Raw genomic sequence first — 24,726 nt, forward strand, 5'->3', positions numbered from 1 at the left:
AGCAAAACGCCGCCAGCAAGACCCTAAGTCTCTCTGAACGGCGTTTATCAGTGTACGACAGAAATCAGAACTGCATCAGTTCCGCTTCTTTATCTGCCAGCGCCGCATCAATTTTCTTGATGGCAGCGTCAGTCATTTTCTGAATGTCGTCCTGGGAACGACGATCGTCATCTTCACTGATCTCTTTTTCTTTCAGCAGCGCTTTGACTTTATCGTTCGCGTCGCGGCGAACGTTACGCACGGAGACACGACCCTGCTCAGCTTCGCCACGCACCACTTTGATCAGGTCTTTACGACGCTCTTCGGTCAGCGGTGGCAGTGGAACGCGGATGTCAGCACCCGCAGAGCTTGGGTTCAGACCGAGGTCAGACGCCATGATCGCTTTCTCAACCGCCGGGCCCATAGAACGATCGAATACGTTGATTTTCAGCGTACGGGTATCTTCTACCGTCACGCTCGCCAGCTGACGCAGAGGGGTTGGCGTACCGTAGTACTCGACGATGATGCCATCCAGCAGGCTTGGGGAAGCACGGCCAGTACGGATTTTGCTGATTTGGGTTTTGAACGCTTCTACGCATTTTTCCATGCGTACTTCAGCATCTTTTCTGATGTCGTTAATCACGTTACGAATCCTTGAAAACTTGTCTCAGGCAGACTATCCGCCAGCACAGCGCTACAGGTGTGCTAAGTATAGTCGCGTTTAATTCATGACAACGCCAAAGGCGCGCCCGGGTAAGATACCACTACAAAATAAAGCGGAATCTTACCTGTATTTATCGTCAACGGAAATTATTCCGTGATCAAAGTGCCTTCTTTTTCGCCCATGACCACGCGACGCAGTGCGCCAGGTTTGTTCATGTTGAAGACACGGATCGGCAGTTTGTGGTCACGAGCCAGCGTGAAGGCGGCAAGATCCATCACTTTCAGCTCTTTATCCAGCACTTCGCTGTAGCTCAGCTGATCGTACATGGTTGCAGACGGATCTTTTGCCGGGTCGGCAGTAAACACGCCATCGACTTTGGTCGCTTTCAGTACCACATCAGCTTCGATCTCGATACCGCGCAGGCAGGCAGCGGAATCGGTCGTAAAGAACGGGTTACCCGTACCGGCGGAGAGGATCACCACGCGGTTGTTGCGCAGCAGGCTGATAGCTTCTGCCCAGCTGTAATTATCGCATACGCCATTCAGGGGGATCGCGGACATCAGGCGGGCGTTCACATAGGCGCGATGGAGCGCATCGCGCATCGCCAGGCCATTCATCACGGTTGCCAGCATACCCATGTGGTCGCCCACAACGCGGTTCATCCCCGCTTTCGCCAGACCAGCACCACGGAAAAGGTTGCCACCGCCAATGACCACGCCAACCTGGATGCCCAGTTCGACCAGTTCTTTGATTTCCTGTGCCATGCGATCAAGGATGCTTGCGTCAATACCGAAGCCTTCCGATCCCTGCAGCGCTTCGCCACTCAGCTTAAGCAGAATGCGTTTGTACACGGGTTTTGCATTGGTAGCCATGTTTCTTTCCTGAGACTGTCAACGATTAAGATGGGGGTTAATTCTGGCGACATGATATGCCGCAAATCAGTACAGCGATACTGGAGCCTGTCTGATTTCCTGTGACGGGTGACAAAAAGAAGCCGCCCTCAGGCGGCTCCTTTTCAATCATTAAGACTGCTTGGACATTGCAGCAACTTCTGCTGCGAAGTCAGTCTCAACTTTCTCGATGCCTTCGCCCACTTCGAAGCGGATGAAGCCAGTTACGTCAGCGTTGTGCTCTTTCAGCAGCTGAGCAACAGACTTGCTTGGATCCATAACGAATGGCTGGCCAGTCAGAGAAACTTCGCCGGTGAATTTCTTCATGCGGCCTTCAACCATTTTCTCTGCGATTTCTTTTGGTTTACCAGACTGCATCGCGATGTCCAGCTGAACCTGGTACTCTTTCTCTACCACTTCAGCAGACACGTCTTCTGGCTTAACGAATTCTGGCTTGCTTGCAGCGATGTGCATAGCCAGCTGTTTAACCAGCTCTTCGTCAGCGCCTTTAGCCGCAACCAGAACACCGATACGTGCACCGTGCTGGTAAGAGCCCAGAACGTCGCCTTCCAGAGAAGCAACGCGACGGATGTTGATGTTCTCACCGATTTTAGCAACCAGCGCAACACGTTCTTCTTCGAACTGTGCTTTCAGAACTTCAACGTCAGTGATTTTGCCAGCAACCGCTGCGTCCAGAACTTTGTTAGCAAATGCCTGGAAACCACCATCTTTAGCAACGAAGTCAGTCTGGCAGTTAACTTCCAGAATGATGCCGTAGGTGCCGTCGATTTTAGTGATGATCACGCCGTCAGCAGCAACGTTGCCTGCTTTTTTAGCTGCTTTGATCGCACCGGATTTACGCATGTTTTCGATTGCCAGCTCGATGTCGCCGTTCGCTTCAGTCAGCGCTTTTTTGCAATCCATCATGCCTGCGCCAGTACGCTCGCGCAGCTCTTTTACCAGGGATGCGGTAATTTCAGCCATTCTTAAATCCTCGGGAGATGTGAACTGCCCGGCCGGGGGCCAAACAGTGTAAATTGAAAAAAGGGGCCGGTAATGGGCCCCTATTCATACACGGTACTAATAAGGGGTAAAACCTTATTATTCAGCTTCTACGAAGCTTTCTTCCGCCTGAGAAGCCAGATCCTGGGAACGGCCTTCACGAACGGTAGCAGCTACAGCGCTCAGGTACAGGCTAACAGCACGGATTGCGTCGTCGTTACCCGGGATAACGAAGTCAACACCGTCCGGATCGGAGTTGGTATCAACGATAGCGAATACCGGGATACCCAGGTTGTTAGCTTCTTTGATTGCGATGTGCTCGTGGTCTGCATCGATTACGAACAGCGCGTCTGGCAGGCCGCCCATATCTTTGATACCGCCCAGGCTGTTTTCCAGCTTGTCCAGTTCACGAGTGCGCATCAGCGCTTCTTTCTTAGTCAGCTTGTCGAAAGTACCGTCCTGAGACTGGGTTTCCAGATCTTTCAGGCGCTTGATGGACTGACGAACAGTTTTCCAGTTGGTCAGCATGCCGCCCAACCAGCGATGGTTCACGAAGAACTGGTCGCAGCTGTTAGCAGCATCTTTCACAGCTTCGCTTGCAGCGCGCTTAGTACCAACGAACAGAATCTTACCTTTACGGGAAGCGATCTTGTTCAGCTCAGCCAGGGCTTCGTTGAACATTGGTACCGTTTTCTCAAGGTTGATGATGTGAACTTTGTTACGTGCGCCGAAGATGAAAGGCTTCATTTTCGGGTTCCAGTAACGGGTCTGGTGACCAAAGTGAACACCAGCCTTGAGCATGTCGCGCATGGAAACAGTTGCCATGTTTAAAACCTCTATATTGAAAGTTGGGGTTATGCCTCCACGTATCCCATATTACCGACCCCGAAGGGCACCCCGGAATATGTGCCGATACGTGTGTGTTGTTACACAAAGTGAGATTTGTCGCTCCCGTCCAGCCTGTGTATCTGAGATGGATCGGAAGTCCGGCGCGCTTTATACCACAAAACACGACCAGAAACCAACAGTTGTTGGCGGAGTGTGCTGTTAATGATTCTCAATTTGGCACGAAGCGTGCCTGACTGATACCATTGACGACACTTAGACTAGTATTGTCGAAAAAATCGACACCGATGGACAGATTACATGGCTATCTCTATTAAGACACCTGAAGAAATTGAAAAGATGCGCATCGCCGGTCGTCTGGCCGCGGAAGTGCTGGAAATGATCGAGCCGTTCGTGAAGCCGGGCGTCAGCACCGGTGAACTGGACCGCATCTGTAACGACTATATCGTGAACGAGCAACACGCGGTTTCCGCCTGCCTCGGCTACCACGGTTTCCCGAAATCCGTCTGCATCTCTATTAATGAAGTGGTGTGTCACGGTATTCCGGACGATGAAAAACTGCTGAAAGACGGCGACATCGTTAACATCGACGTGACCGTCATTAAAGACGAGTACCACGGTGACACCTCAAAAATGTTCATCGTTGGCAAGCCGACCATTCTTGGCGAGCGTCTGTGCAAAGTTACCCAGGAAAGCCTCTACCTGGCGCTGAAAATGGTGAAACCGGGTATTCGCCTGCGCACCATCGGCGCGGCAATCCAGAAATTTGTCGAAGCAGAAGGGTTCTCCGTGGTACGCGAGTACTGCGGTCACGGCATTGGCCGCGTCTTCCACGAAGAGCCGCAGGTTCTGCACTATGATGCCGATGACGGCGGCGTGGTGCTGCAAAAAGGCATGACCTTTACCATTGAGCCAATGGTCAACGCGGGTGATTACCGCATCCGTACCATGAAAGACGGCTGGACGGTGAAAACCAAAGACAGAAGCTTGTCTGCGCAGTACGAGCATACTATTGTGGTAACAGACAACGGCTGCGAAATTATGACGTTGCGCAAGGATGACACCATCCCGGCGATACTGACGCACGACGAATGATAAAAAAGCCGGCAAATGCCGGCTTTTTTAATGGCTATAGCTTTTTCTTATGGGTGGCGCACGATGAGTAATCTTTTACCCGAACAGTATGCTAACACAGCCCTTCCCACCCTCCCCGACCAGCCCGATAACCCGGGCGTCTGGCCGCAGCACGAGCTGACCTGTGCCGGCATCAAGGCGCACATGGATGTCTTTCACCGCTGGCTGGGCAGCGCATTTGATGCGGGCATATCAGCAGAACAGCTGATTGAGGCGCGCACCGAATTTATCGACCAGCTGCTGCAGCGCCTGTGGATCGATTACGGATTTGGACAAATCAGCGATGTTGCGCTGGTTGCCGTCGGAGGCTATGGCCGCGGTGAGCTGCATCCGCTTTCCGATATCGATCTCCTGATCTTAAGCCGCAAAAAGCTGCCGGACGAACAGGCGCAAAAAATCGGCGAGCTGCTGACCCTGCTCTGGGACGTAAAACTGGAAGTCGGCCACAGCGTGCGTACCCTGGAAGAGTGTCTGCTGGAAGGGCTGTCGGACCTGACCGTCGCCACCAACCTGATTGAAACCCGCCTGCTGATTGGCGACGTCGCGCTGTTCCTGGAGCTGCAAAAACACATCTTCAGCGACGGCTTCTGGCCGTCAGAAAAGTTCTTTGCCGCGAAAGTCGAGGAGCAAAACCAGCGCCACCAGCGCTACCACGGCACCAGCTATAACCTTGAACCCGATATTAAAAGCAGCCCCGGCGGCCTGCGCGACATCCACACGCTACAGTGGGTCGCCCGCCGCCATTTTGGCGCCACCTCGCTGGACGAAATGGTTGGCTTCGGCTTTTTAACCGAGGCGGAGCGTAACGAGCTCAACGAGTGTCTGCACCTGCTCTGGCGCATCCGCTTTGCCCTGCATCTGGAAGTTACGCGCTACGATAACCGTTTGCTGTTTGACCGCCAGCTCAGCGTGGCGCAGCGCCTGAATTACCAGGGCGAGGGTAACGAGCCGGTTGAGCACATGATGAAGGATTTCTTCCGCGTAACCCGCCGGGTGACCGAGCTGAACCAGATGCTGTTGCAGCTGTTCGACGAGGCCATTCTGGCCCTGACGGCCGACGAAAAGCCGCGCCCGATTGATGACGAATTCCAGCTGCGCGGCACGCTTATCGATCTGCGCGACGAAACGCTGTTTATCCGCGAGCCGGAAGCGATTCTGCGGATGTTCTATACCATGGTGCGCAACAGTACCATCACCGGGATCTACTCCACCACCCTGCGCCATCTGCGCCACGCGCGCCGCCATTTGACGGAGCCGCTGTGCTATATCCCGGAAGCCCGTTCGCTGTTCCTGAGCATGCTCCGCCACCCGGGCGCCGTCAGCCGAGGCCTGCTGCCGATGCACCGTCACAGCGTGCTGTGGGCCTATATGCCGCAGTGGTCGCACATCGTCGGGCAGATGCAGTTCGATCTGTTCCACGCCTACACGGTGGATGAACACACGATCCGCGTGATGCTTAAGCTGGAAAGCTTTGCGAAAGAAGAGACGCGCTCCCGCCACCCGCTGTGCGTCGAGCTGTGGCCGCGCCTGACCCATCCGGAGCTGATCCTGATTGCCGCCCTGTTCCACGACATCGCCAAAGGTCGCGGCGGCGACCACTCGGTGCTCGGCGCGCAGGACGTGCTGAAATTTGCCGAGCTGCACGGCCTGAACTCACGTGAAACGCAGCTGGTGGCCTGGCTGGTGCGCCATCACCTGCTGATGTCGGTCACCGCCCAGCGCCGTGACATTCAGGACCCGGAAGTCATAAAACAGTTCGCCGAAGAGATCCAGACGGAAAACCGCCTGCGCTATCTGGTCTGCCTGACGGTGGCCGATATCTGCGCCACCAACGAAACCCTGTGGAACAGCTGGAAGCAAAGCCTGCTGCGCGAGCTGTACTTCGCCACCGAAAAACAGCTGCGTCGCGGGATGCAGAACACGCCGGATATGCGCGAGCGCGTGCGTCACCACCAGCTGCAGGCGCTGGCGCTGCTGCGGATGGATAACATTGATGAAGAGGCGTTACATCAGATTTGGGCCCGCTGCCGCGCCAACTATTTTGTCCGCCACAGCCCAAACCAGCTTGCGTGGCACGCGCGGCATCTGCTCAAGCACGATCTGTCCCAGCCGATGATCCTGCTGAGCCCGCAGGCCACCCGCGGCGGGACGGAGATTTTCATCTGGAGCCCGGACCGCCCTTATCTGTTTGCTGCGGTCTGCGCCGAGCTGGACAGGCGTAACCTGAGCGTGCACGATGCGCAGATTTTCACCACCCGCGACGGCATGGCAATGGACACCTTTATTGTGCTGGAGCCGGACGGCAGCCCGCTGTCGTCGGACAGGCATGAAGGGATACGTTTTGGTCTGGAGCAGGCGATCACCCAGCGCAGCTGGCAACCCCCGCAGCCGCGTCGCCAGCCGGCGAAATTGCGCCACTTCACCGTGGATACCGAGGTCAATTTCCTGCCAACCCACACCGATCGTAAATCGTTCCTTGAGCTGATCGCGCTCGACCAGCCGGGGCTGCTCGCCCGCGTCGGCCAGGTTTTTGCCGATCTGGGAATTTCGCTTCATGGAGCCCGAATTACAACCATTGGCGAGCGAGTAGAAGATTTATTTATAATCGCCACCGCCGACCGGCGTGCCCTTAATAATGACCTGCAGCTTGAAGTGCAACAACGGTTGACAGCAGCCCTCAATCCAAACGATAAAGGGTGATATGTTTTTTAGTGAAATGGAAAGAGTAAACAATGCAGCAGTTACAGAACGTTATTGAGTCCGCTTTTGAGCGTCGCGCCGAGATTACCCCGGCAAATGTGGATACCGTGACCCGTGAAGCGGTAAACCAGGTGATTTCCCTGCTGGATTCCGGCGCGCTGCGCGTGGCAGAAAAAATCGACGGTCAGTGGGTCACTCATCAATGGCTGAAGAAAGCCGTGCTGCTCTCTTTCCGCATCAACGATAACCAGGTTATCGACGGAGCAGAAAGCCGCTACTTCGATAAAGTGCCAATGAAGTTCGCTGACTACGACGAAGCGCGTTTCCAGAAAGAAGGTTTCCGCGTGGTACCGCCTGCGGCAGTGCGCCAGGGCGCCTTCATCGCACGTAATACCGTGCTGATGCCATCCTACGTGAACATCGGTGCCTACGTTGACGAAGGTACCATGGTCGACACCTGGGCAACTGTCGGTTCCTGTGCGCAGATCGGTAAAAACGTTCACCTGTCCGGCGGCGTGGGCATCGGTGGTGTTCTGGAGCCACTGCAGGCTAACCCGACCATCATCGAAGATAACTGCTTCATCGGCGCGCGCTCTGAAGTGGTTGAAGGCGTGATCGTGGAAGAAGGCTCCGTGATCTCTATGGGCGTTTACATCGGCCAGAGCACCCGTATTTACGATCGTGAAACCGGCGAAGTGCATTACGGTCGCGTTCCGGCGGGCTCCGTCGTGGTGTCCGGCAACCTGCCGTCAAAAGATGGCAAATACAGCCTGTACTGTGCGGTTATCGTGAAGAAAGTGGATGCGAAAACGCGTGGTAAAGTGGGCATCAACGAATTGCTGCGCACCATCGATTAATCGGGTATAACAAAAAGCGGGGGCAACCCCGCTTTTTTTATATCTGAGGGTGGCGAAAATAGATTTTTTCGTTAATTATTCAAAGGTTATGTTGAGATCAAGGGTACCGCTATGTACGATAATCTGAAAAGTCTGGGCATTACCAATCCTGATGAAATTGATCGTTACAGCCTCCGCCAGGAAGCCAACAACGATATTTTGAAAATCTATTTTCACAAGGACAAAGGAGAGTTTTTCGCCAAAAGCGTGAAGTTTAAATACCCACGCCAGCGTAAGACCGTTGTTGCTGACGGTGTAGGACAGGGATACAAAGAAGTACAGGAAATCAGCCCTAACCTGCGCTATGTGATCGATGAACTCGATCAGATCTGCCAGCGCGACCGCACCGAAGTCGATCTCAAGCGTAAGATCCTTGACGACCTGCGTCACCTTGAAAGCGTTGTTACCAATAAGATCAGCGAGATTGAAGCGGATCTTGAGAAGTTAACCCGGAAATAAAAGCAAAACGGCAATCCTTGATTGCCGTTTTTAAGGTTTGCGCCCTCTCCCCATGGGAGAGGGATAGGATGAGGGCACCAGACCGCATTCAGTCATCTCTGCTCGTCCAATTGCAGCGCCACATACAGCAGCAGCCTGTCGTCGAAATTCCCCAGATCCAGCCCCGTCAGCTCTGAAATTCGGTTTAACCGATACTCCAGGGTATTGCGGTGGATAAACAGCGCTTTTGACGTCGCCAGCGGCTGCACGTTATGACGGAACCACGCCTGCAGAGTCCGGCGCAGCAGGCCGTTATTGTCCATGGCTTTCAGGCGCGCCAATGGCCGCGCCAGCTCATTGGCCTGCCAGCCACCGCGCAGGCTGTCGAGCAGCACCGGCAGCATCAGGTCCTGATAAAAATAACTGCGGCTCTCCGGCATTCGCTGCTTGCCCACCATCATGGTGGTGCGTGCGGTACGCCAGGAGCGGGCGATACTGCCCGGCCCGGTAAAATAATTGCCCAGCGCAACGCGAAAACGCAGTTGGCCATTCTCCTTCATTCGGGCGATCAGCAGCTCCACGCGACGACGATGATCGTCCGCATCCCAGCGGCCGAACGCATTAAGCGCTGGTTTGAGCACCACCATTTCCGTCAGAGAAACGATCGCCACCAGGTTATCGCGCTCCGGCGTCGCCAGCGCATTTTGCAGCTGCTGCAGTTCGGCCATCGCGCTGTCTACGCCCAGCTGGCCGCTATCGACTTCAATCACCGCCACCACGCGCGGCTGATTCAGGTCGATCCCCAGACGCTGCGCCCATTCACTGAGCGCAGGCGTATGCTCTTCCGCCTGAATAAGGTTCATCACCAGCTCCTCACGCAGGCGGCTGTCCTGAGCGAGCAGGTGCATCAGGCGCGACTGCTCGAGCATCATCTCCGCCGTCATGCAGACCAGCTCACCGTATTTTCGCAGTGACTCGGGCTCGCCGGTGAGACCGATGACCCCCACAATCTCGCCTTCGAGGCGCAGCGGTAAATTGATGCCCTGACGGACGCCGTGCAGGTGTTTCGCTACCGCATCGTCGATATCGACCACGCGCCCCTGGGAGAGCACCAGCAGCGCGCCTTCGTGCAATTCCCCAATACGCTCGCGATCGCCGCTGCCAATAATGCGCCCGCGGGCATCCATTACGTTGATATTGGTATCAATGATGCGCATGGTGCGCGCCACGATATCCTGCGCCATTTTGGTATCAAGATGCCAGCCAGCCATAGAACCCTCCTGTGAGCAGAGCTCAAGCATAGGGATGTTCAGCGACGGCTGCATTGTGCGAATGCACAAAGAGAGAAGAAGAAGTATGGACTTGTGGGAAGGGTCACAGAAACGAGAAAGCCCCTGCGAACAGGGGCTTCAGAGGATTACTGCATCAGCAGGTAAATAGAGGTATCACCACGCTGGATATTCAGCGCCAGCACGGAAGGCTTGCTGTCGAGAATTTTACGCAGTTCAGCGATATTTTTCACCGGCTGCTGGTTAGCGCCCATGATCACATCGCCTTTCTTGAGGCCGATACGGGCTGCCGGTGAATTCGCTTTCACGTTGTTCACCACCACGCCTTTGTCTGCGCCTTTGTTGCTCATCTCGGCACCTTCAATCCCGCTGAAGATGGTGCTGGAGTCCACCTGATTCTGGCTGCTCTGCTGCAGCTCCAGGCTCACGTTAACCGCTTTACCGTCGCGCAGCAGACCAAGGGTCACTTTGCTGCCGATAGGCATAGAGCCGACTTCCGCACGCAGGGCGGCAAAGCTGCTGATCGGTTTACCGTTCAGGGAGGTGATCACATCCCCCGCTTTAATGCCCGCTTTAGCGGCAGAGGAGTTCGGCATCACCTGGCTGACGAATGCCCCGCGCTGGGCGTCAACCTTCATCGCCTTCGCCAGTTCGGAGTTCAGTTCCGTACCCAGGATACCCAGCTCACCGCGTTTCACCTGGCCATACTGCACCATCTGCGCGGTCAGGTTTTTCACCATGTTACTTGGGATAGCAAAACCGATCCCGATATTGCCGCCGTCCGGGGCAAGGATCGCGGTGTTGATACCGATCAGTTCGCCGTTCAGGTTGACCAGCGCACCGCCGGAGTTACCGCGGTTGATCGCCGCATCCGTCTGGATGAAGTTCTCATAGTTCTCGGCATTGAGGCCGCTACGGCCCAGCGCAGAGACGATACCCGAGGTCACGGTTTCACCCAGACCGAACGGGTTACCGATCGCCACGGTATAGTCGCCCACGCGCAGCGCGTCGGAGTCGGCAATTTTAATCGCCGTCAGGTTTTTCGGATCCTGAATCTGGATCAGCGCAATGTCAGAACGCGGGTCTTTGCCGACCACTTTGGCGTCAAACTTACGGCCATCGCTCAGCTGAACCTTAATGCTGTTCGCGTTATCGACAACGTGGTTGTTAGTGACGACGTAGCCTTTCGCTGCATCAATGATTACCCCCGAGCCAAGCGCCATGAATTTCTGCTGCTGGCCGCCGCCCTGGCTGTCATCCCCTGCGCCACCGCCCTGACAGAACGGAGAGCTCTGGAATGGCGAACCGTCCTGGCAGAACGGCGAGTTGTCGCCGAAGAACTGCTGGAAGTTACGCGGCATGCGCGGCGTATTGACGGTCGTGCTACCCTCAACGTTAATACTCACCACCGATGGCATCACTTTTTCGAGCATCGGTGCCAGGCTTGGCATCTGCTGCGCGGTTGCTGCCGACGACGCGGTCTCGGCTGCAGTAGCAGTCAGAGGAGACAGCGCTAAACCTAAACTCAGAGCCAGTGCACTCATTGCTAATGTGGTTTTTTTCATGTTTCTCAATCTCGATTTACAGGTAACGCAAAATTGCTGTGTAACTCAGATTCGTTTTATACCGCTTAGTTCCGGCGATAAGTTTATGGAAAAGGTAAAAATTTATTGGCCGTCTTTACAAAACTCCGGCGTTATTCCACCGCCATCAGCTTGCGATATTCATCCCAGGCATACAAATCCGTCATGCCGCTGATATAGTCCTGGATAAGACGGCAGCGATAATAATATTCCATCACCGGCCACTGGGGAGAATGACGATCCAGCTTGCCAATCGCTTCGACATACGCCAGACGGTGTCGGGTAGAGAGTTTCTGATAAAGTCGGGATTCGATGGGGATGCGGCGCACGCGCTCGTGTTCCACCAGCTCGCTGAATTCGTCAACGGACAGCTGGAGCAGCGGGGCATAAATTTCCAGTAACCCGCTGATCACCCGGTAGCCCTGCAGCTCTAACTGTTCGACATCCGGATGGCTGAAGACATGCCGCATCGCCACATGTTTATAAAGCTCGAGGAGCTGGCTGAAACTGCTGTCATCTTCCAGTAGCGCATGGTTGAATTCCCCGCTGAAAATCAGCGGCAAATTATCAATAAAGCGCGACGCCGCGTACGGCACCAGCTTATTTAATGTATTTACCCGCAAATACATAAAGAACTGGTCTTCCGTACTGCGGCTTAATGTATTTGAGCGCGATTTATCCCAGGCATTTTCGACAACCTGCGCAAACAGCGAGCCTTTTTCATGGGTGCCCCAGGCCGTATAAAGATGCTGATAAAGCTCCTCGACGCTGAAGATTCTTTTCTCAACCGCGTCTTCCAGATCGGCCACGCAATAGGAAATATCATCGGCGGCTTCCATAATCCAGGTCAATGGAAAGCGGCCGTTTGGCGTCAATGAAAGTTCTTTACGTAGCCGTTCAATATAGGCCTCTTCGGAAAGATAATAGCCCGGTTTTTTCATTAAATAACTGTGGGACGCGGGCGTCTCCCCCGTCCACCACGCGGGGCGCGTATATTTCAGAATGCAGCCGACCTGTGCCCAGGTCAGGTTCATACGCATCAGGGAGTGGACCAGCCGGATCCCCTGCGCGTTGCCCTCAAAATGACAGAGATCCTGGCGCACCTTGCGGCGCAAATCGTTCAGCCCCTCTTCGCCTTCACGCAGGCGTAAATCGCGTACGATGCAGCGGTCGTCGCTCAGCGGCTGGCTTACCGCATCCGAAGGGTAAAGCCGTTGTTTAAACCAGTCATTAATTGCCGCCTCACCAAAATGACCGAAAGGCGGGTTGCCGATGTCATGCATCAGGCAGGCCATCTCAACGATACTCTCGAAAGGCCCCGTCAGCTCGTCCAGACCATAGGTTTCCAGCAAGCGCTGCTCTTTGAGACGGCTCAAAATCTCTTTGGCTATATAGCGCCCGACCTGCTGCACCTCCATAGAGTGGGTTAAGCGCGTGCGCACTGCGGCGTTACGCTCCAGCGGAAAGACCTGGGTTTTTTGCTGCAGACGGCGGATGGCGGGCGAGTTGATGATCCGCCCGCGATCGCTTTCGAAGATACGCAGGATCTCATGTTCGCTCTTGTCGCCCTGCGGCGAACGGAAACGTCGGTGCCAGTTAATTTTGGTGCGAAAATCGATTGGTGACATGTGCTCCCCCGCGTGAGAATGCGTTTCCCCTTAACCGCATGATAGACTATGCATCTTAACAAGGCACATCGCGAGTAAATCTATGAAAATCGGCATTATTGGTGCAATGGAAGAAGAAGTTACGCTCCTGCGTGACAAAATTGAGAACCGTCAGACCCTCTCTCTGGGGGGTTGTGAGATCTATACCGGTCAGCTAAACGGTGTTGACGTGGCTCTGCTGAAATCAGGCATCGGTAAAGTCGCTGCGGCGCTGGGTGCCACCCTGCTGCTTGAGCGCTGCAAGCCGGACGTGATCGTGAATACCGGCTCTGCGGGCGGCCTGGCGCCGACGCTGAAGTTGGGTGATATCGTTGTTTCCGACGAAGCGCGTTACCACGATGCTGACGTCACCGCGTTCGGTTACGAGTACGGCCAGCTTCCGGGCTGCCCGGCAGGGTTTAAAGCGGACGACAAACTGATTGCGGCGGCAGAGACCTGCATTGCGGAGCTCAACCTCAACGCGGTACGCGGTCTGATTGTCAGCGGTGACGCGTTCATCAATGGTTCCGTGGGTCTGGCGAAAATCCGTCATAACTTCCCTCAGGCGGTGGCCGTTGAGATGGAAGCGACTGCGATTGCGCACGTTTGCCATAACTTCAACGTACCGTTCGTGGTGGTTCGCGCCATCTCTGACGTGGCTGACCAGCAGTCCCACATCAGCTTCGACGAGTTCCTGACCGTTGCGGCAAAACAGTCCACCGTGATGGTGGAACGCCTGGTGCAGAATCTGGCACGTGGCTAAACATACCCTCAGGGCGCTTGCCGCCCTGCTTCTTCTCGCCCCGCTGTGGCTCTATGCTGTACCGCGCGTGATTACGCTCTCTCCCGCCAATACGGAGCTGGCGTTTGCCGCCGGCATTACGCCCGTCGGCGTGAGCAGCTTTTCCGATTATCCGCCGCAGGCCGCGGGGATTGAGCAAGTGGCTACCTGGCAAGGGATGAACCTTGAGCGCATCGTGGCGCTGAAACCGGATCTCGTGCTGGCCTGGCGTGGCGGCAACGCCGAGCGGCAGGTCAATCAGCTCACTTCCCTTGGCATAAAGGTCATGTGGATTGATGCCGTCAGCATTGAACAGGTCGCACAGGCGCTACGCGCCCTGGCACCCTATAGCCCTACGCCCAAAAAAGCCGAGGCTGCGGCGAAACAGATGCTGAGCGACTATGCCGCGCTGAAATCCCGATACGATACCCCTGTTAAAAAGCGCATCTTCCTGCAGTTTGGCAGCCAGCCGCTGTTCACCACCGGAAAAGGGTCGATTCAAAACCAGGTGCTGGAAGTTTGTGGCGGTGAAAACATCTTTGCAGCCAGCCGGGTGCCGTGGCCTCAGGTAAGCCGTGAGCAGGTTCTGGCGCGCCAGCCACAGGCCATCGTCGTGGTCGGAAATGCGAGCGAAATTCCCAAAATTGAGCAATTCTGGCAAAAGCAGCTAAAAATACCGGTAATACCCCTCAACAGCGACTGGTTTGAACGCGCCAGCCCGCGTATTATCCTCGCCGCAAAACAGCTCTGTGCCGCGCTGGCAGAGAGTCACTAACATAAGACCCTTTTCGAGGATTTAACGATGCTCGTTTATTGGCTGGATATTCTTGGCACAGCCGTTTTTGCTATCTCCGGCGTCCTGCTCGCCGGAAAACTACGCATGGATCCGTTTGGCGTGCTGGTACTAGGCGTGGTGACCGCCGTGGGCGGCGGGACAATCCGCGATATGGCGCTGGCGAATGGCCCGGTGTTTTGGGTGAAAGATCCGACCGATCTGGTGGTCGCGATGGTCACCTGCCTGTTAACCATTGTGCTGGTTCGCCAGCCCCGCCGATTACCAAAATGGATATTGCCGGTACTGGATGCCGTCGGTCTGGCCGTGTTTGTCGGTATTGGCGTCAATAAGGCGTTTAATGCGGGCACCGGTCCGATGGTGGCGATCTGCATGGGCGTATTAACCGGCGTAGGCGGCGGGATCATTCGCGACATTCTGGCGCGTGAGGTACCGATGATCCTGCGTACTGAAATTTACGCGACGGCCTGTATTGCGGGCGGCATTGTCCATGCGACCGCGTACTACACGTTTGCATTTCCGCTGGAAAACGCCGCGATGCTGGGGATGGTCGTGACGCTGGTGATACGTCTAGCGGCGATACGCTGGCACCTGAAGCTGCCGACGTTTGCGCTGGATGAAAATTCAAGATAGGCGTCGTTTATAAGCCCGGTGGCGCTTCGCTTACCGGGCCTACAATCCGCATTCAGGCTTAAATGCTGAACGAAGAACCACACCCGCAGGTGCTTGTTGCGTTCGGGTTGGTGACCACAAAGCGCGAACCTTCCAGACCCTCGGTGTAATCCACCGAACCGCCCACCAGATATTGCAGGCTCATCGGGTCAACCACCAGCGCAACGCCCTGTTTCTCGATGGTCATATCGCCATCGTTAACCTGATCGTCAAAGGTAAAACCGTACTGGAAGCCGCTGCAGCCGCCGCCGGTAATATAGACACGCAGTTTCAGATCCGGATTGTCTTCGTCGGCAATCAGGGTTTTCACTTTGTTGGCTGCTGCTTCGGTAAACTCCAGCGGCAACGCTACATCATCACTCATCTTATGCTCCCATGAATACTGCTACTGCTATTGGGTAAAATTCACCCAATTCTTTGTGTCATTATCTAATACCCTGGTAATTCATTCAAGTATTCTGCGTTGCGGCCCGCTCCGCCTCTTGTTTTGCCAGAGTACGTGCAAGAATGGTGGAGTATAGCGGTTTTCCACCCAGGAACTGGGCTAATAGTGTCGCGCCGAGACAGGTAATGATCATTGGCAAAATGAGCTGGTAATTATCCGTCATCTCCAGCACCAGCACGATCCCGGTCAATGGCGCGCGCAGGGAGGCGGCAAGCAGCGCGCCCATTCCGGCCACCGCAAAGGTCCCGGCGTCAAGGTGATAGGCGGGAAAGCCCGCTTCCGCCGCCATACCAAACGCGGTGCCCAGCAAGGTTCCCAGCGCCAGCATCGGGGCAAATATCCCACCGGGCGCGCCGGAGGAAAAACAGAGCACCGTCGTGATGACGCGGGAGATAAACATAAACAGCAGCAGACCCACGCTAAAGTTCCCCGCCGCCGCAATGGGGATCAGCCCGAACCCGCCGCCTGCGGCATTCGGCTCGATAAACCCGAGCACGCCGCAGATTCCGCCCAGCAGGCCCCCCATCAGCACCCATTTGGTCGTATTCCCACCGTGAATACGCTGGAACATATCCTGAGCGCGTAGGATAAAGGTGTTAAACAGCGGCCCCACCACGCCAAAAATCATGCCGAGGATCAGGTAAAGCCACAGGGTGTTCACCGGCGCGTTGGTCAGTTTACCCACCTCAATGACCGCCCCTTCGCCATTAAAGAGGCGAAACACGATGCTCGACATAATGACGCCGGTAAACACCGCTTTAATGGAGATCAGGTTGTAGCGAAACTGCGCGCGCATCTCTTCGATGATAAACAAAATGCCCGCCAGCGGCGCGTTAAAGGCCGCCGACAGCCCCGCCGCCGCACCGGTTGCCAGCAGCGTATGGCGCGCTTCGGCGCTGCGCATCCGAAACAGATCGCCCACCATGCGGCCGACGTTCCCGCCCAGCTGAACCGTAGGCCCTTCCCGGCCAAGAACCATCCCCGCGCCCAGCGAACCCATGCCGCCGATAAACTTCACAGGGATGACACGCCACCAGCGCACCGGACGCAACTCCTCCAGGGCCCCTTCAATTTCCGGGATGCCGGACCCGCCCGCCTCCGGCGCAAATTTACGCACCAGGAAATACCCCACCATGGCAAACAGCGCCGACAGCCCGAACGCAGCAACCCAGACCAGCCATCGGCTGTCGGCGAAACCGGCCACGGTTCCCACTCGCCAGTTGAGCACGGCATTAACCGCTTTTTCAAATGCCACGCCCACCAGACCGGCGAGTGTTCCCACCACGGCAGCGGCCAGCAGGATCGCCAGCGGCGTTTTATCGCGATTGAGCAGCCGTCGAATACTGATTCGATGCTGGGCGCGCGTAAACTGTTGTTCTTCAAAAGACGGAGAATCTGATTTCATGTCCTGTACTTATTCGTCATACAAAAAGCCGCGAGGATTTTACCAGAGACAGCCCCACCGTCTCCTGAAAATTACTTAACAAATCTTAAAGCATTACCCGGCTAAAAATTTCATAACCTTCCCCGAATCACTTAGAATAGTGGGCTTAATCATTTTATACGAACCAGGAACGACGCCATGAGCAAGTCTGAAAACCTCTACAGTGCAGCCCGCGAGCTTATTCCGGGTGGCGTGAACTCACCTGTGCGCGCCTTTACCGGCGTGGGCGGCACGCCGCTGTTTATCGAACGTGCTGACGGCGCGTATCTGTATGATGTCGATGGCAAAGCCTATATCGATTATGTCGGCTCCTGGGGCCCGATGGTGCTGGGACACAACCACCCGGCCATTCGTAACGCGGTGATTGAAGCCGCTCAGCGCGGCCTGAGCTTCGGTGCGCCAACCGAAATGGAAGTGAAAATGGCGGAGCTGGTTACCGAGCTGGTCCCGACCATGGACATGGTGCGCATGGTGAACTCCGGTACCGAAGCGACCATGAGCGCCATCCGCCTGGCGCGCGGCTTTACCGGTCGCGACAAGATTATCAAGTTTGAGGGTTGCTACCACGGTCATGCGGACTGCCTGCTGGTGAAAGCGGGTTCCGGCGCGCTAACGCTCGGCCAGCCAAACTCACCTGGCGTACCGGCTGACTTCGCGAAGCATACCCTGACCTGCACCTACAACGATCTGGACACCGTTCGCGCGGCGTTCGAGCAGTATCCGCAGGAGATCGCCTGCATCATCGTTGAGCCGGTTGCGGGCAACATGAACTGCATTCCACCGCAGCCTGATTTCCTGCCGGGCCTGCGCGCCCTGTGCGATGAATTCGGTGCGCTGCTGATCATCGATGAAGTGATGACCGGCTTCCGCGTAGCGCTGGCGGGCGCCCAGTCTTACTACGGCGTCGAGCCGGACCTGACCTGCCTGGGTAAAATCATCGGCGGCGGCATGCCGGTCGGCGCATTCGGTGGACGTAAGGACGTCATGGAAGCGCTGGCGCCAACCGGCCCGGTTTACCAGGCGGGCACGCTCTCCGGTAACCCTATCGCGATGGCGGCGGGCTTTGCCTGCCTGACCGAAGTGGCTCAGCCAGGCATCCACGAAACCCTGACCGACCGGACCACGCAACTGGCAAACGGTCTGCTGGACGCCGCAGAAGAGGCCGGTATCCCTCTGGTGGTCAACCACGTGGGCGGCATGTTCGGGATCTTCTTCACCGAGGCGAAAACCGTGACCTGCTATCAGGACGTGGTGAAGTGCGACGTTGAACGCTTCAAGCGCTTCTTCCACCTGATGCTGGAAGAAGGCGTGTACCTGGCACCGTCAGCGTTCGAAGCGGGCTTTATGTCCGTGGCGCACAGTGAAGAAGATATCAATAACACCATTGACGCGGCGCGTAAGGTGTTTGCGAAACTGTAAGATGTGCGGCTTGATGCCCTCACCCCAACCCTCTCCCACGGGGAGAGGGAGCAAATACTAAAACGGCAATCTAAGGATTGCCGTTTACTTTTATTACCGACTCTGCTTTCTCAACAGATAAATAAAATACGGCGCACCGATAAAGGTCGACAGCAGACCCGCCGGGATCTGATACGGGAACAGCACCATTCTTCCGCACCAGTCCGCAAACACCAGCATCACCCCGCCCGTCAGGGCCGACATCACGATATGGGGCATCGTCCGGCGGAACCCCATCATTCTGGCAATGTGCGGCGCCATTAGCCCCACAAAACTCAGCGGGCCAATCGTCATGGTCGCCGTCGCCGTCAGGCACGCAGCGAGCAGCAGCAACGCTATACGCGCTGGCGTCAGCGCCATTCCCACCGCGCGCGCGGTTTCCCCGCCGAGCGGAAGAATGGTCATCCAGCGACGGCACAGCGGCACCATCGCCAGCAGTACGATCATTACGATCCCGGACCCGATCGCCTGGCTGCCGGTCGCGCCGTACGTTGAGCCGGATATCCAGGTCAGGATCTTCGCCATACGCGGATCGCCGCTTGCCTGCAGCATCATCAGCAGCATCGTGAATGCGGTGCTGAGCGCCATCCCCGCCAGCAGCATACGGTGCGGTGAAAACCCGCCTCGACCAGCGGCAATCAGGATAATCATCAGCGTAACCGCCGCCCCGAGACTGCCGGCAGGCAGCAGCCAGCCAAACGCATTGCCCGGCACGAAGAACAGCATCAGCACCACGCCAAAGGCAGCGCCAGAGCTGATCCCGAGCACTTCCGGGCTCGCCATCGGGTTGCCGGTCAGACGCTGAATAATGCATCCTGCCACCGCCAGCATCACGCCTGCGATCAGCGCAGCGAGGATACGCGGCCAGCGCCACTGCAGCAGGGCGTTGAGTAAATCACCCGTTGCCCAGTGCCAGCCCGCGGCATCGCGTCCGAATGAGAGCGCCGCGAACGAGGCGATAATCAGCACCGCCAGCCCGACAAGGCTAAACCACAGTACCGACTGACGCTCAGTATGGACTTTATCACCCGCATCCATCGCCGGTGCGCTCATGCTGCGCAGGCGCGGAAGCAGCCACAGGAGCAGCGGCGCCCCGATCAGCGCGGTGACCGAGCCGGTGGAGACTTCACGCCAGACCTGCGCCAGCCAGAGAATAAGCTGATCGGAAAGCCAGAGGATCAGCGCCCCAATCAGCGGCGCCAGCATCAGACGCGCCAGCAAGCGACGCGCTCCGAGCATCTTCGCCAGCAGCGGGGCAAACAGGCCGATAAACCCGATGATGCCGACCGCGTTCACCAGCAGGGCGCTCAATACAATCGCCAGCGTCAGCGCCGCCAGGCGAGCCAGCGACAGCGCCAGCCCCAGGTTGCGCGCCACGCCATCATCCAGTCCCATCAGCGTCAGAGGACGCAGGAGCAGCAGCGTCAGCACAACACCGCCAGCCAGCTGCGGCCACAGGCGCTGCACCACGCTCCAGTCGGTCTGGGTCAGCGTCCCGGTACTCCACATGAACATGCTTTGCAGCTGATCGTGGTGGAACAGAACCAGCAGCTGGTTGATCGCCCCACAGTACAGGCTGACCACCAGCCCGGCCAGAATCAGCGTCACCGGGGAAAGACGTTTACCCCAGGCCACGCCAAAGACCAGCGCGCCCACCGCACACGCTCCGGCAAGCGCCGCAAACTGCGAGGCTAACGCCCCCGGCAGCGTCCACAGCGTGGTGATGGTGATCCCTAGCTGGGCGCCGGTCGCGACGCCGAGTGTGGTGGGTTCCGCCAGCGGGTTACGTAAAACCTGCTGGAACAGCACGCCCACCAGCCCTAAACCGGCACCAACCAGCAGGGAGACTGCCAGACGCGGCAGCAGGCTGTAGTGGAACAGCATCTGCTGAATATTGTCGATATCCGGCGAGGCCAGCGCGGCACCCCACTGCGCGCGCGGTAATGCGGCCGAGAGGTTAAACCCGGTTAACGCCAGCGCGGCAAGGAAAATCAGCACCAGCAGAAGCGCCGGGAAGCGGGCAATCCGTGAACTCATGCTTTACCTCCCAGCGCGTTATCCAGCACGCGGGCAAAATGCATGGCCGACAGCGTCGCGCCGTAGAACCAGACCGCCGGGGCGCGCTGGAAGCGTTGCTCACGGACAAACGGCATCGCCTGCCAGAGCGGCGTCGCCATCAGGGTTTGCATGGCGCGCTCGTTGCCGTGATCGAAGCACAGCACATCCACGTCGCGAAACGCCGCGAGACGATCGATACCCACAGCGGTACTGCCCCAGAACGTCATCTCCCCTTCCCAGGCATTACGAATACCAAAACTGTCGAGGACTTCCTGGAACAGGCAGTTTTTACCGAAAACCAGCATATGGCGGGCATCCAGCAGCGTCACCATCAGCAGCGGACGATCGGCCCGGTGAGCAAAACGCGGCTTCAGAGCGTCAATCAGGGCATCGAATTCGTCGAGATGTTTTTTAGCCTCCGCCTCACGGTTGAGGAAATGCGCCATCTCGTTAACCGACTTTTTCGCCATCGCCAGCGGTTTTTTACCGTCGCTGAAAGCAAATCCACGTCCGGGCGCAATGCGCGCCATAGTCTCTTCTGACGGACCGTAGCCCGCGGACCAGAACAGGAACGACGGTTTCATCTGGGTGAGCAGCTCGAGGTTTGGCTCCGTCCGCAGGCCGACGTCGATTACCGAGTCCGGCAGCTTCGGCTCGTTCACCCAGAGGTTATAGTTAGGAATGTCCGCCACGCCGTAGGGCGTGACGCCGAGCGCCATCATCAGCTCGACCGGCAGCCACTCCAGCGCAACTATGCGGTGCGGATCGACGGCGGCGGCACGCGCCGTATTCATTTTTAACAGCAGCGGTGAGAGGGCCATCGCCGTCAGCAGGCGACGGCGGCTAATGCGCATGTTGTCGAGCATCAGTAGACGAAGCTCACCGGTGCAGCCCCGGCCGGGTGAGGCAGAATACCCATCGGAATACCATAAATATGTTCCAGCGTTTCGCTGCACATCAGCTCGGACGGCGTTCCCTGCGCAATCATTTCGCCGCCGCACAGCGCGACAAGGTAGTCGCAATAGCGCGCCGCCATGTTGATGTCATGCAGCACCGCAATCACCGTCAGACCGCGCTGCTGGCTTAAGCGGTGCACCAGCGCCAGGACATCGACCTGATGGGCGATATCGAGCGCGGAGGTGGGTTCATCAAGGAGCAGGCAGCGGCTGTCCTGGGCCACCAGCATCGCAATCCACGCGCGCTGGCGTTCACCGCCGGACAGGCTATCCACCAGACGGTGCGCCAGCGGCTTTAGCCCGACCAGCGCAATCGCCTCTTCCACTTTCTCTCTGTCGGCCACGCCAAAGCGTCCAAGCGCGCCATGCCACGGATAACGCCCAATCGCCACCAGCTCTCGCACCGTCATCCCCTCCGCCTGCGGCAGCTGCTGCGGCAGATACGCCACTTTGCGGGCAAACGCTTTGCTGCTCCAGCTCTCGAGCGGTTGGTCATCCAGCAGAATGTCGCCTTCTGAAGGCGGCTGATGGCGTCCCAGCATCTTGAGCAGCGTGGACTTACCGGAACCGTTGTGACCAATCAGGCCAGTGACTTTACCTGCGGGGAACGTCAAAGAGAGCGGATGCAGCAAGGTGCGCCCGGGTACGCGAAAGGAGAGATGGTTGAGCGTAAAGGTGGTGTCGGGTTGCGTTTGATTATCCTGCATATCAGCCAACTTAAATAAAAAGGGCACGGCGAACCGTGCCCGGACAGAGATTAGAAGCGGAAGGTCGCGGTGGCAACAACCTGACGTCCTGCGCCCCAGTAGCATGCATATTCGCTGTAGCAGCTGGAGACGTATTCACGATCGAAGATGTTGTTCACGTTGACGCCGACGGATGAGCCCGGCAGTCCAAAGCGTGCCAGGTCGTATTTCACGGTCGCGTCAACCAGTGCGTAGCCCGCGACGTTGAACGACTGGTAGGCTTTTGGCGACGAGGCAGAGTAGTAGGACACGGTGTTACCGATGTAACGGGTGCCTGCCCCTACCGTCAGACCGCTCAACGCCGTCTCGTGGAAGGTGTAATCTGCCCACAGAGACGCCATGTTACGCGGCACTTCCGCCGGACGACGGCCTTCATACCAGGTATCGTGCGTGTATTCCGCATCAGTAAAGCTATAGGAAGCCGTCACGTTCACGTTGGCAGATACTGCCGCTTTCGCTTCCAGTTCGAAACCGCGAGAGCGAATTTCACCGCCCTGTACGCTAAAGCCGCTGGTCGGGTTCGCCGGATCGGCCGTCAGGTTGTTGTTTTTGGTCAGCTGATACACCGCAGCGGTGACCACCACAGGCAGATCTTTCGGTACATACTTCACGCCCGCTTCATACTGCTTGCCGCGAGCCGGATCGAACGGTTTGCCGCCCTGGGTTGCGCCGGAAATAGGCTCGAAGGATTCGCTATAGCTGAAGTACGGCGTAATACCGTTATTAAACAGGTAGTTGATCCCGCCGCGCCAGGTGAATGCCCGATCGTTGATTTCAGCCGTCGTGTCGGAGGAACGCGTCAGTGTGGACGTTTTGGCAAAATCATAGCGTCCACCCAGGGTCAGTACCCACTTATCCCACTCAGCCTGATCCTGCGCGTACAGGCCCGTTTGCTCCTGACGATTGAGCACGGCATACGGGAAGTTCACGTTGATATTGGCATTGTTGTGCTGCGGATTCGTCATGCTGATAGGGTCAGCGCTGCCGTAATCTGCATCAATATCGTTACGCATGCGCAGGTAATCGACGCCCGTTAACAGAGTATGATCCACTGCACCGGTCGCAAATTTGGACTGCAGCTGGGTATCGACCGTGAACGAGTTGAGGTCCTCATCAGAGCGCACGTACGCGCGGCTGATCTGAGCCGGTGCAATATAGCCGTTACCGTAAACGGAACGGTAAAGCGTATTGATTTTGGTGTAGCGCAGGTTTTGACGCACGGTAAAGGTGTCATCAAACTGATGCGAGAAGCTGTAGCCCACCATTTTCTGGCGACGGGAGATCTTGTTGTCTTCGTCACCTTCGTTGAAATCGGTCGGCAGCTTGTGCGCGTTGCCGTTGGCGTCATAGTAAGGCACAACGGTACCTTCCCGCGGCAGCCAGCCGTAATAGCCTGCATCCGGATCGCTCTGGAAGTTGCTCAGGAAAGTAAAATCGGTTTTATCGTCAGGACGCCAGCTGAAAGCAGGTGCAATAGCGTAGCGGGAAGATTTCACCATCTCCTGCTGCGCATTTTCGCTGCGCCCCAGACCGGTCAGACGGTATGACCACACGCCGTCATCATCAATCGCATCGCTGAAATCAAACCCTGTCTGCCACAGGTTATCGGTACCCATTTTGAACTGAATTTCTTTCAGTGGCTCGGTGGTTGGCCGCTTGCTGACCATGCTGACCACGCCGCCCGGGTGGCTTTTACCGTACAGAACGGACGTAGGGCCGCGCAGCAGCTCGACGCGCTCAAGGAAATACGGATCCATGGACGCTTCAGAATAGTTATCACCCTGCAGCTTCATCCCGTCCAGATACTGGTTGGTATTCACGGTACTGGAGGTGGTGAACCCACGGATAGAAACAACATCATACGTTGTTGACGCGCCGCGCGTTGCGAACACGCTCGGCGTATAGGCCAGCGCCTGTTTAACCGTACCCGGCTGCTTCATATCCATCTCTTCGCGGGTGACGACAGAAATAGACTGCGGGGTTTTCTCAATCGGGGTATCGGTCTTGGTCGCGGTGGCGGTGCGTTTGGCCGCAATCGTGGGTGCCGGTCCCCAGGCACTTTCCTGTGCCGCAGGTGCTGCGGTTACCGTGATGGTTTCTTCTTTTTTCGGGGTTTCTGCCGCATGAGCATACGCGGACACGCCGGCAACCGCTGTGGCGACGACGACCGCGAGTTTACGCAGCGACGTGTTCATTGGCTGAGCAGTATTGGAAAGCGCCATGATGTTTCTCTGATGGAAAAGTGAATGATAACGTAAACGAGAATTATTATTATGAGCGCCAGAATAATATGCGAAACGCGGGTT

The 24,726-nt window shown here is 56.7% G+C and carries 21 protein-coding genes; 8 read left to right on the forward strand and 13 right to left on the reverse strand.

Annotation, left to right across the window (positions count from 1 at the left end; translation table 11 throughout):
• Positions 1-64: 64 nt before the first annotated feature.
• From frr to rpsB, 4 genes are all read right to left on the reverse strand, one after another.
• A complete protein-coding gene (frr, locus tag ACMGGE_RS12730) occupies positions 65-622 on the reverse strand; it encodes a ribosome recycling factor (RefSeq protein WP_008501909.1) in 558 nt (185 codons plus the stop codon).
• A 167-nt stretch (positions 623-789) separates the two neighbouring features.
• Entirely contained in the window at positions 790-1,515 is a 726-nt protein-coding gene (gene pyrH / locus ACMGGE_RS12735; RefSeq protein ID WP_008501910.1) for a UMP kinase, read from the reverse strand.
• A gap of 150 nt (positions 1,516-1,665) precedes the next feature.
• Entirely contained in the window at positions 1,666-2,517 is an 852-nt protein-coding gene (gene tsf, locus ACMGGE_RS12740; protein ID WP_014830708.1) for a translation elongation factor Ts, read from the reverse strand.
• A gap of 117 nt (positions 2,518-2,634) precedes the next feature.
• Complete coding sequence (gene rpsB, locus ACMGGE_RS12745; protein ID WP_013095653.1) at positions 2,635-3,360, reverse strand: 30S ribosomal protein S2; 726 nt, start codon at positions 3,358-3,360, stop codon at positions 2,635-2,637.
• A 321-nt stretch (positions 3,361-3,681) separates the two neighbouring features.
• Here rpsB and map point away from each other — a divergent pair, with 321 nt between their 5' ends.
• From map to ACMGGE_RS12765, 4 genes are all read left to right on the forward strand, one after another.
• Positions 3,682-4,476 (forward strand): type I methionyl aminopeptidase, encoded by a 795-nt coding sequence (gene map / locus ACMGGE_RS12750; RefSeq protein ID WP_045907833.1) that lies wholly within the window; start codon positions 3,682-3,684, stop codon positions 4,474-4,476.
• 63 nt (positions 4,477-4,539) lie between these two features.
• Positions 4,540-7,215 carry a bifunctional uridylyltransferase/uridylyl-removing protein GlnD gene (gene glnD, locus ACMGGE_RS12755; protein WP_420293824.1) on the forward strand — a complete coding sequence of 892 codons (2,676 nt, stop codon included), beginning with the start codon at positions 4,540-4,542 and terminating at the stop codon, positions 7,213-7,215.
• Between the two features lie 32 nt (positions 7,216-7,247).
• Complete coding sequence (dapD, locus tag ACMGGE_RS12760; RefSeq protein WP_008501915.1) at positions 7,248-8,072, forward strand: 2,3,4,5-tetrahydropyridine-2,6-dicarboxylate N-succinyltransferase; 825 nt, start codon at positions 7,248-7,250, stop codon at positions 8,070-8,072.
• Between the two features lie 111 nt (positions 8,073-8,183).
• Positions 8,184-8,570: a DUF3461 family protein gene (locus tag ACMGGE_RS12765; protein ID WP_014168696.1), complete on the forward strand. Its 387-nt coding sequence runs from the start codon at positions 8,184-8,186 to the stop codon at positions 8,568-8,570.
• Between the two features lie 92 nt (positions 8,571-8,662).
• On the opposite strand, the gene cdaR is transcribed toward ACMGGE_RS12765, so the two are convergent.
• The 3 genes from cdaR to dgt form a co-directional block, all read right to left on the reverse strand.
• Complete coding sequence (gene cdaR, locus ACMGGE_RS12770; protein WP_045907831.1) at positions 8,663-9,820, reverse strand: DNA-binding transcriptional regulator CdaR; 1,158 nt, start codon at positions 9,818-9,820, stop codon at positions 8,663-8,665.
• A 146-nt stretch (positions 9,821-9,966) separates the two neighbouring features.
• Positions 9,967-11,403, reverse strand: coding sequence for a serine endoprotease DegP (degP, locus tag ACMGGE_RS12775; RefSeq protein WP_025756813.1), 1,437 nt, complete (start codon positions 11,401-11,403; stop codon positions 9,967-9,969).
• Positions 11,404-11,534: 131 nt separating this feature from the next.
• The gene (gene dgt, locus ACMGGE_RS12780; protein WP_045907830.1) at positions 11,535-13,049 is read right to left on the reverse strand and encodes a dGTPase; all 1,515 of its coding nucleotides are present in this window, start codon (positions 13,047-13,049) and stop codon (positions 11,535-11,537) included.
• Positions 13,050-13,131: 82 nt separating this feature from the next.
• Here dgt and mtnN point away from each other — a divergent pair, with 82 nt between their 5' ends.
• The 3 genes from mtnN to ACMGGE_RS12795 are packed head-to-tail and all read left to right on the forward strand — an operon-like array spanning position 13,132 to position 15,274.
• Positions 13,132-13,830: a 5'-methylthioadenosine/S-adenosylhomocysteine nucleosidase gene (mtnN, locus tag ACMGGE_RS12785; protein WP_420293825.1), complete on the forward strand. Its 699-nt coding sequence runs from the start codon at positions 13,132-13,134 to the stop codon at positions 13,828-13,830.
• Entirely contained in the window at positions 13,823-14,623 is an 801-nt protein-coding gene (gene btuF, locus ACMGGE_RS12790; protein ID WP_420293826.1) for a vitamin B12 ABC transporter substrate-binding protein BtuF, read from the forward strand. The genes mtnN and btuF overlap by 8 nt, the downstream gene beginning before the upstream one ends.
• A 27-nt stretch (positions 14,624-14,650) precedes the next feature.
• Positions 14,651-15,274, forward strand: a complete 624-nt coding sequence (locus ACMGGE_RS12795) for a TRIC cation channel family protein (protein WP_223540034.1) — start codon at positions 14,651-14,653, stop codon at positions 15,272-15,274.
• Between the two features lie 58 nt (positions 15,275-15,332).
• On the opposite strand, the gene erpA is transcribed toward ACMGGE_RS12795, so the two are convergent.
• Both erpA and clcA read right to left on the reverse strand, forming a co-directional pair.
• A complete protein-coding gene (erpA, locus tag ACMGGE_RS12800) occupies positions 15,333-15,677 on the reverse strand; it encodes an iron-sulfur cluster insertion protein ErpA (protein WP_013095643.1) in 345 nt (114 codons plus the stop codon).
• Positions 15,678-15,762: 85 nt separating this feature from the next.
• Complete coding sequence (gene clcA / locus ACMGGE_RS12805) at positions 15,763-17,163, reverse strand: H(+)/Cl(-) exchange transporter ClcA (RefSeq protein WP_420293827.1); 1,401 nt, start codon at positions 17,161-17,163, stop codon at positions 15,763-15,765.
• Between the two features lie 177 nt (positions 17,164-17,340).
• Here clcA and hemL point away from each other — a divergent pair, with 177 nt between their 5' ends.
• A complete protein-coding gene (hemL, locus tag ACMGGE_RS12810; RefSeq protein ID WP_196365518.1) occupies positions 17,341-18,621 on the forward strand; it encodes a glutamate-1-semialdehyde 2,1-aminomutase in 1,281 nt (426 codons plus the stop codon).
• Between the two features lie 93 nt (positions 18,622-18,714).
• Here hemL and fhuB read toward each other — a convergent pair whose 3' ends face one another.
• The 4 genes from fhuB to fhuA are packed head-to-tail and all read right to left on the reverse strand — an operon-like array spanning position 18,715 to position 24,642.
• The gene (fhuB, locus tag ACMGGE_RS12815) at positions 18,715-20,697 is read right to left on the reverse strand and encodes a Fe(3+)-hydroxamate ABC transporter permease FhuB (protein WP_063620827.1); all 1,983 of its coding nucleotides are present in this window, start codon (positions 20,695-20,697) and stop codon (positions 18,715-18,717) included.
• Positions 20,694-21,584 (reverse strand): Fe(3+)-hydroxamate ABC transporter substrate-binding protein FhuD, encoded by an 891-nt coding sequence (gene fhuD / locus ACMGGE_RS12820; RefSeq protein ID WP_420293828.1) that lies wholly within the window; start codon positions 21,582-21,584, stop codon positions 20,694-20,696. Before fhuD ends, fhuB begins: the two co-directional genes overlap by 4 nt.
• Positions 21,584-22,381, reverse strand: a complete 798-nt coding sequence (fhuC, locus tag ACMGGE_RS12825; RefSeq protein WP_420293829.1) for a Fe3+-hydroxamate ABC transporter ATP-binding protein FhuC — start codon at positions 22,379-22,381, stop codon at positions 21,584-21,586. Before fhuC ends, fhuD begins: the two co-directional genes overlap by 1 nt.
• A 50-nt stretch (positions 22,382-22,431) precedes the next feature.
• Entirely contained in the window at positions 22,432-24,642 is a 2,211-nt protein-coding gene (gene fhuA, locus ACMGGE_RS12830; RefSeq protein ID WP_420293830.1) for a ferrichrome porin FhuA, read from the reverse strand.
• Positions 24,643-24,726 lie beyond the last annotated feature (84 nt).

The organism is Enterobacter sp. BNK-22, assembly GCF_048684805.1.
In the GTDB taxonomy this organism is placed as follows: Bacteria; Pseudomonadota; Gammaproteobacteria; order Enterobacterales; family Enterobacteriaceae; genus Enterobacter; species Enterobacter quasiroggenkampii.